General features: G+C 74.2%; 13 protein-coding genes. 4 read left to right on the top strand and 9 right to left on the bottom strand.

Translation table 11 applies throughout. The annotated features are described in order from the left end of the window. Window positions 1-63 precede the first annotated feature (63 nt). On the top strand, window positions 64-438 hold the full coding sequence (locus LQU92_RS03830; RefSeq protein ID WP_230661234.1) for a helix-turn-helix transcriptional regulator: 375 nt from the start codon (window positions 64-66) through the stop codon (window positions 436-438). Window positions 439-453: 15 nt separating this feature from the next. Here the strand turns inward: LQU92_RS03830 and LQU92_RS03825 are convergent, their stop codons facing one another. Beyond that, the gene (locus LQU92_RS03825; protein WP_101851283.1) at window positions 454-786 is read right to left on the bottom strand and encodes a glutaredoxin domain-containing protein; all 333 of its coding nucleotides are present in this window, start codon (window positions 784-786) and stop codon (window positions 454-456) included. A gap of 460 nt (window positions 787-1,246) precedes the next feature. Between LQU92_RS03825 and LQU92_RS03820 the strand changes: the two genes are divergently transcribed. Beyond that, a complete protein-coding gene (locus tag LQU92_RS03820) occupies window positions 1,247-2,113 on the top strand; it encodes a phosphatase PAP2 family protein (RefSeq protein ID WP_230661231.1) in 867 nt (288 codons plus the stop codon). Between the two features lie 226 nt (window positions 2,114-2,339). Here the strand turns inward: LQU92_RS03820 and LQU92_RS03815 are convergent, their stop codons facing one another. The 4 genes from LQU92_RS03815 to LQU92_RS03800 form a co-directional block, all read right to left on the bottom strand. After that, window positions 2,340-2,672 (bottom strand): hypothetical protein, encoded by a 333-nt coding sequence (locus LQU92_RS03815; protein WP_143709856.1) that lies wholly within the window; start codon window positions 2,670-2,672, stop codon window positions 2,340-2,342. A 140-nt stretch (window positions 2,673-2,812) separates the two neighbouring features. Beyond that, the gene (locus LQU92_RS03810; RefSeq protein ID WP_230661228.1) at window positions 2,813-5,155 is read right to left on the bottom strand and encodes an MMPL family transporter; all 2,343 of its coding nucleotides are present in this window, start codon (window positions 5,153-5,155) and stop codon (window positions 2,813-2,815) included. A 110-nt stretch (window positions 5,156-5,265) separates the two neighbouring features. Beyond that, window positions 5,266-5,655, bottom strand: a complete 390-nt coding sequence (locus tag LQU92_RS03805; protein ID WP_058857550.1) for a universal stress protein — start codon at window positions 5,653-5,655, stop codon at window positions 5,266-5,268. 48 nt (window positions 5,656-5,703) lie between these two features. After that, window positions 5,704-7,167 (bottom strand): APC family permease, encoded by a 1,464-nt coding sequence (locus tag LQU92_RS03800; protein WP_230661225.1) that lies wholly within the window; start codon window positions 7,165-7,167, stop codon window positions 5,704-5,706. A 124-nt stretch (window positions 7,168-7,291) separates the two neighbouring features. Between LQU92_RS03800 and LQU92_RS03795 the strand changes: the two genes are divergently transcribed. Beyond that, complete coding sequence (locus tag LQU92_RS03795) at window positions 7,292-8,353, top strand: nitronate monooxygenase (protein WP_230661222.1); 1,062 nt, start codon at window positions 7,292-7,294, stop codon at window positions 8,351-8,353. Between the two features lie 177 nt (window positions 8,354-8,530). Beyond that, window positions 8,531-10,039 carry an NAD(P)/FAD-dependent oxidoreductase gene (locus tag LQU92_RS03790; RefSeq protein WP_230661220.1) on the top strand — a complete coding sequence of 503 codons (1,509 nt, stop codon included), beginning with the start codon at window positions 8,531-8,533 and terminating at the stop codon, window positions 10,037-10,039. Between the two features lie 16 nt (window positions 10,040-10,055). Here the strand turns inward: LQU92_RS03790 and LQU92_RS03785 are convergent, their stop codons facing one another. The 4 genes from LQU92_RS03785 to LQU92_RS03770 form a co-directional block, all read right to left on the bottom strand. Beyond that, window positions 10,056-10,271 carry a hypothetical protein gene (locus tag LQU92_RS03785; RefSeq protein WP_230661218.1) on the bottom strand — a complete coding sequence of 72 codons (216 nt, stop codon included), beginning with the start codon at window positions 10,269-10,271 and terminating at the stop codon, window positions 10,056-10,058. Between the two features lie 91 nt (window positions 10,272-10,362). Next, window positions 10,363-11,889, bottom strand: coding sequence for a peptide MFS transporter (locus LQU92_RS03780; RefSeq protein ID WP_230661216.1), 1,527 nt, complete (start codon window positions 11,887-11,889; stop codon window positions 10,363-10,365). 213 nt (window positions 11,890-12,102) lie between these two features. Continuing rightward, on the bottom strand, window positions 12,103-12,942 hold the full coding sequence (locus LQU92_RS03775; RefSeq protein WP_230661215.1) for an aldo/keto reductase: 840 nt from the start codon (window positions 12,940-12,942) through the stop codon (window positions 12,103-12,105). A 116-nt stretch (window positions 12,943-13,058) separates the two neighbouring features. After that, the gene (locus tag LQU92_RS03770; RefSeq protein WP_255667070.1) at window positions 13,059-13,868 is read right to left on the bottom strand and encodes an NAD-dependent protein deacylase; all 810 of its coding nucleotides are present in this window, start codon (window positions 13,866-13,868) and stop codon (window positions 13,059-13,061) included. Window positions 13,869-13,930: the final 62 nt, after the last annotated feature.

The raw sequence follows: 13,930 nt of genomic DNA, 5'->3' as shown, positions 1-13,930 counted from the left end.
TCGACGGCGATCTATCGGACACCCTAGGTGTCGCATAGACATCCGTCAATGTAAGATGGGGGCATGACGCTCGCCCCCGGTCCCCAGGCCCCCGCCGCCGATCAGTGCGCCCCGAGGGCGCCGGGTGCGGAGTGCTGCTCGCTCTCGGGCGGTCCCGTGACCGCCGATGACGCCACGCGGATCGCCGGGCGGCTCAAGGCACTGTCCGACCCCACCCGTCTGCGGCTGCTCTCCCACGTGGCGGCCCAGGGGTGCGACGCGGTCTGCGTGTGCGACCTGACCGCGGTGGTGGGCATCAGCCAGCCCACGGTCAGCCACCACATGAAGAAGCTCGTCGACGCCGGACTGCTCACCCGCGAGCAGCGGGGGAAGTGGGCGCACTACTCCGTGGTGCCGACGGCCTTCGCCGAGCTGCGGGCGTTCCTCGACCTGCGCTGAGGGCAGGGTCCGTGCTCAGGGGTGCGTGCGCGCCCCGGCGATCAGGGCCTTCGCCGCCGCGACCTGCGCGGGGGAGGCGGCCACGAAGTGCTCCTCCGCGGTCACGACGGTCGGCACGGTCGCGTTGCCGTCGTTGAGCGACTCCACGTGGGCGAGGGCCTCGCGGTCCTCCCAGATGTTCGTCCACACCGCCCGGCCGGCCTCCTCGCCCAGACCCCGCTCGAGCATGCCGCAGAAGGGGCAGCCGGGCCGCCAGTAGACGGCCACCCCGCCGTCCGCGACGTGGCGGGCCGCCTCGGCGTGCGAGACCTCCGGGCGGGCCCTGCGGGCCGGGTCCTTCCTGAACACGGGCGCTCCTCGGGTCGGGGTCGGTCGGGGCAGGCCGCAATTCGGCCGATGTGCCGGTGGCGATCCAGTCTAGTCCCGGCCCGTCCTTCCGTTACTCGTCCCCCGTCCGGGGGACAGCGACGCGGAAGCGGTGGTGCGAGCAGGGCGACCGCGATCCTCCCTGTCGCGGTCGGATCGTCCTTTGCCGGTTGATCGGCACCGTGCGACGCATCGCGTTCCACGTGAAACGACGAGATCCGGGCGGATTTCGCCTCATACGGGTTGCCGAACACCTCTTGTCCTCCGAAGTGCGTCTTGTCCGACGCCCCGTCGCGCCGCCAGCTCGGAACCGCCTCTCCGACTTCATGAATTGTCATTTTCTGGGCGGTCGCTGGTTCCCGGGGCGGAAAATCCACCGGAGACGGGCGATTCCCGCGCTGCCGTCCGTGCCGGGAACGTGGCCCATGTCATCGTGGTGGGCATGGCACACCCGGCGCAGCATCCTTCCCCCCGGCCGGCCCGCTCCACCTGGTCCCTCCCCCAGTTGCACCAGTGGCTCGTCGTCCCGCTCATCGTCGTGCTCCTCACGGCGACGGTCGGGCGCATGCTCGTGGTCACGCCCGAGGTGGGCGCGCGCGAGGCCCAGGTCCTCGAGGGCCTGCAGATCCTCCGCACGGGCGCTCTCGACGCCCTCGCGCTGACACTCCACCACGTCTTCTCCACGCCCGGGGCCCTCGCCGTGCTCGCCGCCCTCACCGCGTGGCTGGCCGTGCGCCGGCGGCGCCCGTGGGACGCCGCCGGCTTCGCCGTCACCGCGCTGTGCGGCTGGGCCGCCGTCGCCATGCTCAAGGTCGCCGTCGGCAGGCCCCGGCCCGAGCCGCTGCTCCCGGCCGACGCCGCGGACGGCGCGGAGGCCGTGCCCGCGGCCGAGCCCCTGGTCGTCGTGGAAGGACTCACCTCCTTCCCGTCGGGGCACACCGGCGCCGCCGTGGCGATCGCCGCGGCCTTCTGCCTGGCGATGCGCCGCTCCGGCCGGGCGCCGGTGCTGCTCGTCGCCGGGCTCGGGACGGCCGCCGTGGTGGCCTGGTCCCGGCTCTACCTCGGGGTCCACTACCCCCTCGACGTCCTCGCGTCCTTCCCGGTGGCCTGGGCCGGGCTGGCCGTGGGCTGCGGTCTCGCCAACGTCCTCGTGCCGGCCCTGGCCTACGGCTACGGCTGGCGGCAGGAGGGCGTCGAGCAGGTCGTGGAGCAGTCCGAGCAGCCCGCAGGGTCGCCGGCCGAGCCGGCGCACCCCCGGACCGACCGGGTTCCCGTCGTCGCCCGGCGCGAGGACCGCAGCGCCGCCTGAGCGTCGGGCGCGGGGCGACCCCCTCGCGCTCCGGGGGCCCCGCGCCCGCGGAGCCCCTTCCCGTGCCGGGGTGAGCCGTGCCGTAGTGAGCCGTGCCGCGGTGACCCGTGCCGAGCACCGGGCCCCGCAAACACAGGGATCCGGTCGCGTGCGTGGGTGCCGGGCCCGGTCACGTCGCCGGGGACGACGCCGGGCCACCGTGTCCGGCAGCGGTGGTGCCGCGGGATCAGCTCCCGTCGTCGTCCTCCCCGCCGGAGCCGCCCTCCTGCTGGTCGTCCTCGTAGGGCATCTCGCCCTCGGTGGGGCCCTCGGCCTCCTCGGTGTCGGTCCCGCCGTCACCGGCGGCGCCGGTCTCCTCGCCGCCGGTGTCCTCGGCGTCGTCCGGCTCGGGGGCGGGGCTCTGCTCGACCTGCCCACCCTCGTCGGTCTCGGTGTTGTCGCACCCGGCCATGCCGAGGGCGGCCACGGGCAGGACCGCCACGGCCAGGGCCCGCCGCCACCGGGCGCGGTGCGGGCGCTCCTGCGCCGGCTCGTCCTGGGGGTGCAGCTCGTCGCTCATGGGGATCTCCTCCGTGTGCTCTGATGGGCGGGTCCTGACCGGCCGGTGCCGCGGCGCGGTGCGCCCGCCGTTCCCGGCCGGGACCCGGAGCCCCAATCGTAAGCTGGCTGTCTGTTCGGGACAACCGGTCGGGATGCTCCTCAGGGCTCGATCCGGCGGTGGAACGGCCACCAGATGCTGCGCCCGACGTCGTAGGTCAGGGCCGGCACGAGCAGCGAGCGCACGATCAGGGCGTCCAGCAGCACGCCGAAGGCCACGATGAACGCCAGCTGCACCAGGAACATGATCGGGATGACCGCGAGGGCCGCGAAGGTCGCCGCGAGCACGATGCCGGCCGAGGTGATCACCCCGCCCGTGAGGGTCAGCCCGCGCAGGATGCCGGCGCGCGTGCCGTGGACGAGCGACTCCTCCCGGACCCGGGACATCAGGAAGATGTTGTAGTCGATGCCCAGGGCCACGAGGAAGACGAAGCCGAACAGCGGCACGGACGGGTCGGCCCCCGGCAGCTCCAGCACGTGGTTGAACACCAGGGCGGAGACGCCCAGGGCCGTGAAGAAGGACACCACGGTGGTGAGCACCAGCAGCACCGGGGCCAGCACCGAGCGCAGCAGCAGCATGAGGATCAGCGTGATCACCGCGAGGATCACCGGGATGATCAGCGTCCGGTCGGCGATCGAGGTCTCGTTGGTGTCGAGGTTCGTGGCGGTCGTCCCGCCCACGAGGATCCCCTCGTCCACCGCGGAGAGGGTCGCCCGCAGCTCCCGCACGGTCTGCTCGGCGGCCGGCGAGTCCGCCGCGTCCTCGAGCGTGGCCTGCAGCTGGACGAGCCCCTGGGCCTCGGTGGGCTCGACCCCGGCGAACGGTCCCGACGGCGGCGGCGCGTCCTCCCCGACGGGCAGCGTGCCGGACGGGGAGTCGTTGGCCACGACGGCCACGTCCGCGACCCCGTCCGTGTCCTCCACGGCGGCGACGGCGGCGTCGAGCTCTGCGGTGGGCACCAGCACGACCGCGGGGCTGCCGGAGCCGCCCGGGAAGTGCTCGGCCAGGGCCTCCTGGCCGTCCCGCGCCGGGGACTCGCCGAGGACCAGCTCGCTCTGCTCCACCCCCGAGGCCTGGAACTGGGTGGCGAAGCCCGCCAGGACGACCAGCACCGCGGTCGTGACGATCCAGATGGCCCGCGGGGCCCGGGCCACGAAGCGGGCCACGGAGGCCCACAGGCCCTTGCCCTCGACCGTGGGGCGCCCGTCGGCGCCGTGGTCCAGCACCCGCACCCGGTCCCCGCCCACCGGGTCGTGGCGGGGGCGGAAGGGCCAGAACGCGCCGCGGCCGGTGGCCCACAGCACCGCCGGGAGGAAGGTCAGGGCGGCGAGGATCGACATCACGATGCCCACGGAGGCGACGGGGCCGAGGGCCTTGTTGGAGGCCAGGTCGGAGAGCAGCAGGCACAGCAGCCCGGCGATGACCGTGGCGCCCGAGGCGACGACCGGCTCGACCGTGCCGCGCAGCGCCGCGCGCGTCGCCGCCGTCCGGCTCCGGTGGTGCAGCAGCGCGTCCCGGTAGCGGGCCGTGTACAGCAGCGAGTAGTCGGTCGCCGCGCCCACCACGAGGATGAACAGGATGCCCTGCACCTGCCCGCTGATGGTGACGAGCTCCGCGGAGGCCAGCCAGTAGACCACCAGGATCGCGGCGCTCAGCGCGAAGACGGAGGTGAGCAGGACGAGGACGGGCAGGACGGGGGAGCGGTAGACGACGAGCAGGATCACGAACACGACCGCGAGCGCGACCCCCAGCAGCAGGCCGTCGATGCCCTCGAAGCCGGCCACGAGGTCGGCGGTGAACCCGGCCGGGCCCGTCACCCAGCTCTGCAGCCCCTCGGGGGCGTCCTCCTCGAGCAGGGCGGTGAGGGCCTCGACGTCCTCGCCGACCTGCCCGTCCCCGAGGGGAACGACGATCTGCAGGGCGTCCCCGTCCTCGGAGGGGATGGGCGGGGAGGTCTCGCCCTCGCCGAGACCCTCCTCCTGGACGGCGGCGGTGAGCTCCTCGGCCCAGGCCCGGTCGCCGGCCTCGAGGCCGCCCTCGCGCACGAGGAGCACGATCGCGGGGATGGCGTCCGAGTCGCGGAACTCGCCCTGCAGGTTCGTCACCCGGGTGGACTCGGTGGACTCGGGCAGGAAGCTCGACTGGTCGTTGGTGGAGACCTCGGAGATCTTGCCGAAGTACGGCCCGCCGACGCCGGCGACCGCCAGCCAGCCCACGATCAGCAGGGCCGGGAGGAGGATCCGCAGCCAGTGCCGGTGCCGGGCGCGGTGACGGCCCTGCGGGGGCTCGGTCCCGCCGGGACCCTCCGGGGAGCGGTCCGTCCCGGAGGCGGCGTCCGGGGAGCCGGAGTGCTCGCCCGAACGCCCGGGGCGGGTGCCGGCCCGGTCGCCGGGTCCGTCGTCCACGGTGTCGCAGCGGGTGCCCGGAGCGGGGGAGGAGGGCATCGTTCGGCCTTTCGGAGCGCGGCGCGGCGGGAGCCGCGGGGACCTGGGACGGACCTGCTCCGATCCTAATGCTTCGGAAACCGAAATAAAATCCTCGGGCGCGCCGGGGCTCAGTCGTAGACGGCCTTGACGCACAGCACGGGGCAGGGGCTCTCCAGCAGCACGCGCTGGGCGGTGCTCGCCATGATGATCTTGCCGACCGGTGAGCGGCGGCGCAGGCCCAGGACGATCAGCTCCGCGTCGTGCTCCCGCGCCGTGTCGAGGATGACGTCCGCCGGGTCGCTGTCGTGGTCGGGCTGGCGCAGCTCGTAGCGCACCCCGGAGCGGGCCAGCTTCTCCTGCTCCACGTCGATGTCCGCCACGACCTCCGGCGGCTGGTGGCGCCGGGGCCGCGGCTGCACGACCACGAGGTCGGTCCCGCGGCGCTCGGCCTCGTGGATGGCGGCGTCGAGCGCCGCGTGTCCGGGGGCGGTGGGCATGTATCCGACGACGATGGTCACGGTCTCTCCTCGGGTGCGGGCGCGGCGTGGACGGGGTCGGGAGCGGCGTCAGGCCCCGCGGTGGGGGTCCCGGTCCGCGGGCTCGTCCTCCATGCGGGCGAGGTCCTCGGGGTGCTCGAAGCGCACCTTGCGGCCGAGGAACAGGCGGTCGTAGAGGAAGTTGATGATCCACAGGACCAGGCCGATCCCGATCAGGACCACGGCGATCTGGTACTCGATCGGGTCCTGGGCCCACGGGCCGATGAGGTAGGCGCACGTGATCGCGCCCAGCCAGGGGAGCACCTTGGGAGCGTGGAAGTGGTCGTGCGTCGGCGCGGTGTCCTTGCGCAGGATGATCGCCGCGATGTTGACCACGGTGAAGACCCCGAGCAGCAGCAGCGCCGTGGTGCCGCCGAGGGCGCTCGCCGTCCCGCTCGCCAGGAGGTTGTTGATGACGACGATCAGGCCCATCGCGAGCAGGGTCGTGAAGACGATGGCCGACCACGGGGTGCGCCGGCCGTGCAGCACGTGCCCGAGGAAGTCGGGCAGCACGCCCTGGCGGGCCATGCCGTAGAGCAGGCGGGAGGCCATGAGCATGTTGATCAGCGCGGTGTTGGCGACCGCGAAGATCGTGAGGAACGGGTAGATGGTGTCGATCGGGATGTTCGGCGCGCCGATCCGGACCATGTCCAGCAGCGGGGTCGTCGACTCCCCGAGCACCCCGATCGGCACGACCGCCACGGTGAAGATCGACACGAGGATGTAGACCACGCCGGTCAGCCCGAGGCCGAAGAGCATCACGCGGGGGAAGTCGCGGCTGGGGTTCTTCGTCTCCTCGACCATGTTCACCGAGTCCTCGAAGCCCACGAAGGAGAAGAACGCGAGGGAGGTCACGGCGGTGAGGGCGAGGAAGATCCCCTTGTCCTCCGAGGTCTCGAAGACCATCGTCTGGCTGAAGTCCGCCTGGCCCTGGAAGGCCGCCCAGAAGCCCACGAGGATCACGATGAGCAGACCGGTCAGCTCGATGCTCGTCAGCACCACGTTGAAGGCCAGGCCCTCCGTCACGCCGCGGATGTTGATGGCGGCGAGGATCCCGATGAAGACCACCGCGATCACGGTGACGGTCGTGGTGTCCGCCTCGAGGCCGAAGCCGCGGGCGAAGTTGGAGGCCACCGCCGAGGCCGCCGTCGAGGCGGAGGTCAGCCCGGAGCTGAGCACGGCGAAGGTCACCAGGAACGTGACGAAGTGGATCCCGAAGGCCTTGTGCGTGTACAGCGCGGCGCCGGAGGCCCCCGGGTACTTGGTGACGAGCTCGAGGTAGGAGAACGCGGTGATCGTCGCGACCACGAACGCCACGAGGATCGGCGCCCACGCCGCACCGCCGATCTCGCCGGCGATGTTGCCGGTGAGGGCGTAGACGCCCGTGCCGAGGATGTCGCCCACGATGAACAGCAGGAGCAGACCGGGTCCCATCACCCGCTTGAGCTCGGGCTGCGGACGGGACCGTGCCTGGGAATCGGCGGACTGTGCCATCGCTCGCCTCGCATCGTTTTCGTGCCGGGCGCGGCCCGGCGGACAGTGACCGTTCGCACAGCCTATGCCAGGACCGGGTGCGGTGCAGGGTGACGTCCTGCCCGGGCCTCCCTAGCCTGGGGGCATGAGCACCGGTGCCCGCTTCCGTCCGTCCGACCTGCGCCTTCCCGTCGTGGGTGCCCCCATGGCGGGCGGTCCCTCCACGCCCGCCCTCGCCGCGGCGGTCACCGGGGCCGGCGGCCTCGGCTTCCTCGCGGCGGGCTACCGGCCCGTGGACGGGCTGGCCGCCGACGTCGAGGAGGTGCGCGGGCGCACCGACGGCCCGTTCGGGGTCAACCTCTTCGTCCCCGACCCCGCGGCCGCGGCTCCCGGTGCGGACCTGCGCCGCGCGGTGGAGGACTACCGCAGAGCCCTCGCCCCCGAGGCCGAGCGCCTGGGCGCCGAGCTGCCCGCCGTCGACCCGGCCGACGACGACGCCTGGGCGGACAAGCTCGAGCTCGTCGAGCGGCTGCGCGTGCCGGTGGTCTCCTTCACCTTCGGTCTGCCGCCGCAGGAGGTCCTCTCCCGGCTCGCCGCCGCCGGCTGCACCACCGCGGTCACCGTCGCCTCCGTCCCCGAGGCCGTGGCCTCGGTGCGGGCCGGGGCGGACCTGCTGGTGGTGCAGGGCCCCGAGGCCGGCGGCCACCGGGGCACCCACCGCGTCGACGCCGTCCCGGGGGAGGAGCCGCTGCCGGCGCTGCTGGCCGCCGTGCGCGCGGCCGTGGACGTGCCGCTGGTGGCGGCCGGCGGGATCGCCTCGGCGCAGGACGCCGCCGCCCTGCTGGACGCCGGGGCCGCCGCGGTGCAGGTCGGCACCCTGCTGCTGCGCACCCCCGAGGCGGGCACCTCGGCGCCGTACCGGGAGGCGCTCGCCTCGGGCCGCTACCCCGGCACCGCGGTGACCCGGGCCTTCTCCGGACGGTGCGCCCGGGGCCTGCGCAACGGGTTCCTGGAACGCTACACGCATATGGCGCCACCGGCATATCCGCAGGTCAACCAGCTGACGAAGCCGCTCCGGGCGGCCGCGGGCCGGGCGGGGGACCCGGAGGCGATCGCCCTCTGGGCCGGGACCGGGGCCGCCGCCGCCCGGGAGGCGCCGGCGGCCGAGGTCGTGCGGGAGCTCGTCGCCGGGCGCTCCGCCCGCTGACCGCACCGGGCGTCGTCGAGGACCGCGCCGGGTGCCGTGCCCCCGCGGTCCGCCCGCCACCGGGGCGTGCGGGGTCCGTGCCGCGGTCGCGGCGCGCACCCCGGCCGTGCCGCCCGGGGCCGGGCGGGCGACGTGCCGCGTCGGCTCCCCGCCGGCGTCGTGGGGGATGCTGGTGCCGTGCCAGCACCTTCCCCCACCCCCGGGCGCCCCGCCGGGACGGAGCACCGCGACGTCGTGGTCGTCGGCGCGGGCCTGTCCGGCATCGGCGCGGCCTACCGCCTGCAGACCGAGTGCCCCGGCCTGTCCTACGCCGTCCTGGAGGCCCGCGACGGGACGGGCGGGACCTGGGACCTGTTCCGCTACCCCGGCGTGCGCTCCGACTCCGACATGTTCACCCTCGGCTACTCGTTCAGACCCTGGCGGGACCCGCAGTCGATCGCGGACGGTCCGTCGATCCTGGCCTACATCCGCGAGACGGCCGCGCAGTTCGGCATCGACCGGCACGTCCGCTGCCGCACGAAGGTCGTCTCGGCCGACTGGTCCTCCGCTCAGGCCCGGTGGACGCTGGGCCTCGAGGAGCGCGACGGCGCGGGCGGGACCCGGCGGCGGAGCATGACGTGCTCGTTCCTGTACTCCTGCGCCGGCTACTACGACTACGACCGGGGGCACGACCCGGCCCTGCCCGGGATCGAACGCTTCGCGGGCCGGGTGGTGCACCCGCAGTTCTGGCCCGGTGACCTGGACTGGAGCGGGCAGCGGGTCGTGGTGATCGGCAGCGGGGCCACGGCGGTGACCCTGGTGCCGGCCCTGGCCCGGGACGCGGCGAGCGTGACGATGCTGCAGCGCTCCCCCACCTGGATCAGCGCGGTGCCCGGGCGCGACCGGCGCGCCGACGTCCTGCGCCGGGTCCTGCCCGAGGGGGCCGCCCACCGGCTGGTCCGCGCCAAGAACATCCTGGTCGGCACGGCCGTCCACCAGTTCTGCCGGCGCCTCCCGGGCCCGGCCCGGGCGTTCCTCACGTCCCGGGCCGCGCGGGCCCTCGGCTCGGCGGAGCTGGTGGCCGAGCACTTCACCCCCTCCTACGACCCGTGGGACCAGCGGCTGTGCGCCGCCCCGGACGCGGACCTCTTCACGGCCCTGCGGCGGGGCCGGGCCGAGGTGGTGACGGACACGATCGAGGAGGTCGTGCCGGAGGGGATCCGGCTGCGCGGCGGCCGGGTCCTGGAGGCCGACGTGGTGGTCACCGCCACGGGGCTGAGGCTGCTGCCCCTCGGCGGGATCGCGCCCAGCGTGGACGGCGTCCCGGTGGAGCTGCCGGAGCAGTACGTGTGGAACGGCGCGATGCTCACCGACGTGCCCAACTTCGCCCTGTGCATCGGCTACACCAACGCCTCGTGGACGCTGCGGGCGGACCTGACGCACCGGCTGGTCTGCCGGGTGCTCCGGCACGTGGCGCGCCACGGCGCCGCCGCCGCGGTGCCCAGGGCCGCCCCGGGCATGGCCGGGCACCCGCTGCTGGACCTCGGCTCCGGCTACGTCCGGCGCTCGATCGGCGCGTTCCCCCGCCAGGGCGACCGCCACCCGTGGCGGGTGCGGCAGAACTACCTGCTGGACGCGGTGACGACCCTGCGCACGCCGCTGTTCCGCACGCTCGAGCTGCTCCCCCGACCCGCCGCAGAGGCCTGACCCGGGCGTGCGTCCGTCAGGGCACGGGGAAGCCGAGGACGCCGGCGCAGAGGTCGGGGTCGATGAACTGGCGGGCCAGGGAACAGCCGAAGGTGGCGCCGACGGACCCGTCCTGCCACTTGGGGTGGCCCGACAGCCCCGCTGCCTGGGCGGGGGCCGCCAGGGCGAGCGAGCCGGTCACGAGGGCGCATGCCGCGAGCGCGGCCGCGGTCGTCCTGCGGAGGAGGGTCATGGATCTCACCTGCCGTTCGGTTGCCGGTCGTCGTGACCTGTCCACCGTAGGCACGGGAGGACGCCCATTTCAATGCAAGTGCATCCTGTGGTCAGCGCACACCGCGCATCGCCCGCGTGACGGGCCGGGCTACCAGCAGCAGCAGCACGCCGATGCCGATGGTGACCGCCCCGAGGGTGCCGAAGTAGGCGCTCTCGTTCTCCGCGCTGTAGAAGCCGGCCAGCGACCCGGACAGGGCGGTCCCCAGCGCCACGGAGAGGTAGTAGAGGGAGACCATCAGCACGGGGAACCGCCGGGGGGCCAGCTTCGTGGACAGGGACAGCCCCACGGGGGAGACCATCAGCTCGCCGAGGGTCGCCACGAGCAGGATCAGGGCGATCCACAGCACCGGCACCGCGGCCACGCCGACCATGGGCAGGAAGATCAGGAACGCCGAGCCCATCAGGACGATGCCCAGCCCGAACTTCGTGGCCGTCACCGGCTGGCGGGCGCCGAGCCGGGTCCACAGGACGGCGAAGACGGGGGCCAGCAGGATGATGAAGAAGGGGTTGAAGGACTGGACCCACCCGATCGGCATCGTCCAGTCGCCCAGGACGCGGTCCAGCCGGTTGTCGGAGTAGATCGTGACCACGGTGAACTGCTGCTGGAACAGGGCGAAGAACGCCGCCGAGCCGATGAACATCGGGATGAACGCCCGCACGCGGGAGCGCTCGTCGTCGTCGACCTCGCTGCTGGTGAGCAGGATCGCGAACAGCGCCACGGCGGCCACGAGGATCACCACGACCACGACGTCGGCGAGGTTGCCCGCGTTGAGCACGCCCGTGAGCACGGCCACGACGACGACGGCGAGGCCGGCCGCGGCGATCCCGATCCACTTCCCGTACTCCGAGCGCGGCAGGGGGTTCGGCACGCGGTGCACCTCGGCGGGCAGCTTCCTGCGGCCGAGCGCGTACTGGGTCAGGCCGATCGCCATGCCGGCGGCGGCGAGGCCGAAGGCGAGGTGGAAGCCGATCTCCTGGCGCACCAGGTCCGTGAGCAGGGGTCCGACGAGCCCGCCGATGTTGACGCCCATGTAGAAGATCGAGAAACCGGCGTCGCGGCGCGGGTCCCGCTGGTCGTAGAGGGAGCCGACGAGGTTGGTGATGGTCGCCTTCAGGCCGCCGGAGCCGACGGCGACGAGGATCAGACCCGCCGCGAGGCCGGGAACACCGGGCAGCAGGGCGAGGGCGATGTGCCCGGCCATGATGAGGATGCCGCTGACGAACATGGTGCGCTCGGAGCCGAGCAGCCGGTCGGCGACCCACCCGCCGAGGATGGCGAAGAGGTAGACGCCGCCGCCGTAGGCGCCCACGATGCCGGCCGCGGTCGCCTGGTCGATGCCGAGGCCGCCCTCGGTGGTGGCGAAGTACATGTAGAGCAGGACGACGACCTGCATGCCGTAGAAGGAGAACCGCTCCCACGTCTCCACGCTGAAGAGGTTCGCCAGCATGCGGGGCTGGCCGAAGAACGTGGGGCCGGTGGGGGAGCCGGGGCCGCCGTCGGGGGTGGGGGCGGTGCCGGGAAGCGGTGCGCCGGCGCTGGTGGCGCCGTCCGTCCCGCGGGGGGTGTGCTGAGTCATGGGGACCATGGAACACCCGCGGGCGCCTCCGGCACCAGTCGGGCCCACCGGGCCCGCCCCTCGATGCCTCTCATCGGTCCCTCTCCCGCGAGGTCCCACGGGGAGCACGGGATCCCGTGCCGCAGCGGCGTGCGGCACGGGATCCCGGGTCGGGCGCGGGACCTCGCGGGGGTGCTCCCGGGGGAGGGGCGCGGAAGGGGTGGGGCGGTGGGGTCAGTTGAAGTCCATCGGGTCCGACCCGATCCGCCCGCCGTTGTCCAGGCCGCTGATCGCCTCGACGTCCTCGGGGTCGAGGCGGACGTCGAGCGCCGCGAAGTTCTCGCGGATCCGCTCCGGGGTCACGGTCTTGGGGAAGACCACGTTGCCGATCGCCAGGTGCCAGGCGATGACGACCTGGCCGGGGGTCGCGCCCAGGCGGCGGGCGATGCCGCCGATCACCGGGTCCTGCAGCAGCTCCCCGCCCTGGCCCAGCGGGGACCAGGCCTCGGTGCGGATCCCGCGGGAGGCGTGGAACGCCCGCAGCGGCTCCTGGTTGAAGTAGGGGTGCAGCTCGACCTGGTTGACCACGGGCACCGACCCGGTGGCGTCGATGATCTCCTGCAGCTGCTGCTGCGGGAAGTTGGAGACGCCGACGGAGCGGGCCCGGCCGCTGTCGCGGATCTCCTGGAAGGCCTCCCAGGTCTCCACGTACTTGCCGCGGGCCGGGGTGGGCCAGTGGATGAGGTAGAGGTCGACGTGGTCGAGGCCGAGGCGCTCGAGCGAGCCGTCGATCGCGCGCAGCGCGGCGTCGCGGCCGTGGTCGTCGTTCCACAGCTTGGTGGTCACGAAGATCTCGTCGCGCGGGATGCCGCTGTTGGCGATCGCGCGGCCCACGCCCTCCTCGTTGCCGTAGATCTTCGCCGTGTCGATGTGGCGGTAGCCGGCCTCGAGGGCCTGCGACACCACGTCCTCCGCGATGTCGGCCTCGACCTGCCACACGCCGTAGCCGAGCTGGGGGATGGCGGTGCCGTCGTGCAGGGCCAGGGTGGGGGACTGCGTCGTGGACTGCGTCATGGACCGTGCCTTTCCTGAGGGATTCGGGCGGTGCCGGGCGGGATCGGCCCGGCGTCCGTCGCCCAGTCTGTGCCGGGGCGCGGGCGCGGACAAGGGCGGGGGCGGGCGTTCCGCTCTCAGCGCGACGCCGGGTCGGCCCCGGGGACCAGCAGCGGCAGGGCGCGGGCGGCCCCGGCGCGGACGGCGAAGTCCGCGTGCGGGGTCAGGGCGGTGTCCCGGGGGTCGATCTCGACGACGGGGATGCCGCGCCCGGCCGCGATCAGCGGCAGCGAGGCGGCGGGCTGCACGAGCCCGGAGGTGCCCACGACGACGACGAGCTCCGCCGCCGCCACGGCCTCCGCCGCGCGGTCCAGCGCGCCCTCCGGCAGCAGCTCGCCGAACCACACCACGCCCGGGCGCACGGGGCCGCCGCAGGAGGGGCAGGCGGGCGGGTGCTCGCGCCGCGGCTCGTCGCCCGGGGCCGCCGCTGCCGGGGCGAGCCCGGGCACGCGCTCGGTGGGGTACGGGGCCGCGCACCCGGCGCAGCGGAACGCGAAGAGGCTGCCGTGCAGGTGGGCCAGGACCTCGGAGCCGGCCCGCTCGTGGAGGTCGTCGACGTTCTGCGTGACCACCTCGACCCGGGCGCCGCGGGACCAGGCGGCGAGGGCGCGGTGCCCGGCGTGGGGCGCGAGCGCGCGCACCCGGCGGGCCCGCCACAGGTACCACGACCACACGAGCTGCGGGTCGTCCTCCCACGCCTCGGGGGTGGCCAGCTCCTCGGGGGACCAGCGCGACCAGAAGCCCTCCCCGGGCTCCCGGAAGGTGGGCACCCCGCTCTCGGCGGACATCCCCGCCCCGGTCAGCACCGCGACCCGGCGTGCCGTCCGGGCGGCCCGCAGCAGCGCGGGGTCGAGGTCGGGGCGGTCGTGGTCCCGGGCGTCGTCCATGGCGACCACGGTAGCCGGGACGTCCCGGGCCCGGCACGGTCCGCGCCGTCCCGCCGCCGTTG

The sequence above is a fragment of the Kocuria sp. LUK genome, assembly GCF_021012935.1.
GTDB lineage: Bacteria > Actinomycetota > Actinomycetes > Actinomycetales > Micrococcaceae > Kocuria > Kocuria flava.
Note: the sequence above shows the minus strand (reverse complement) of the source record. Positions and strands in the feature narration are given on the sequence as shown.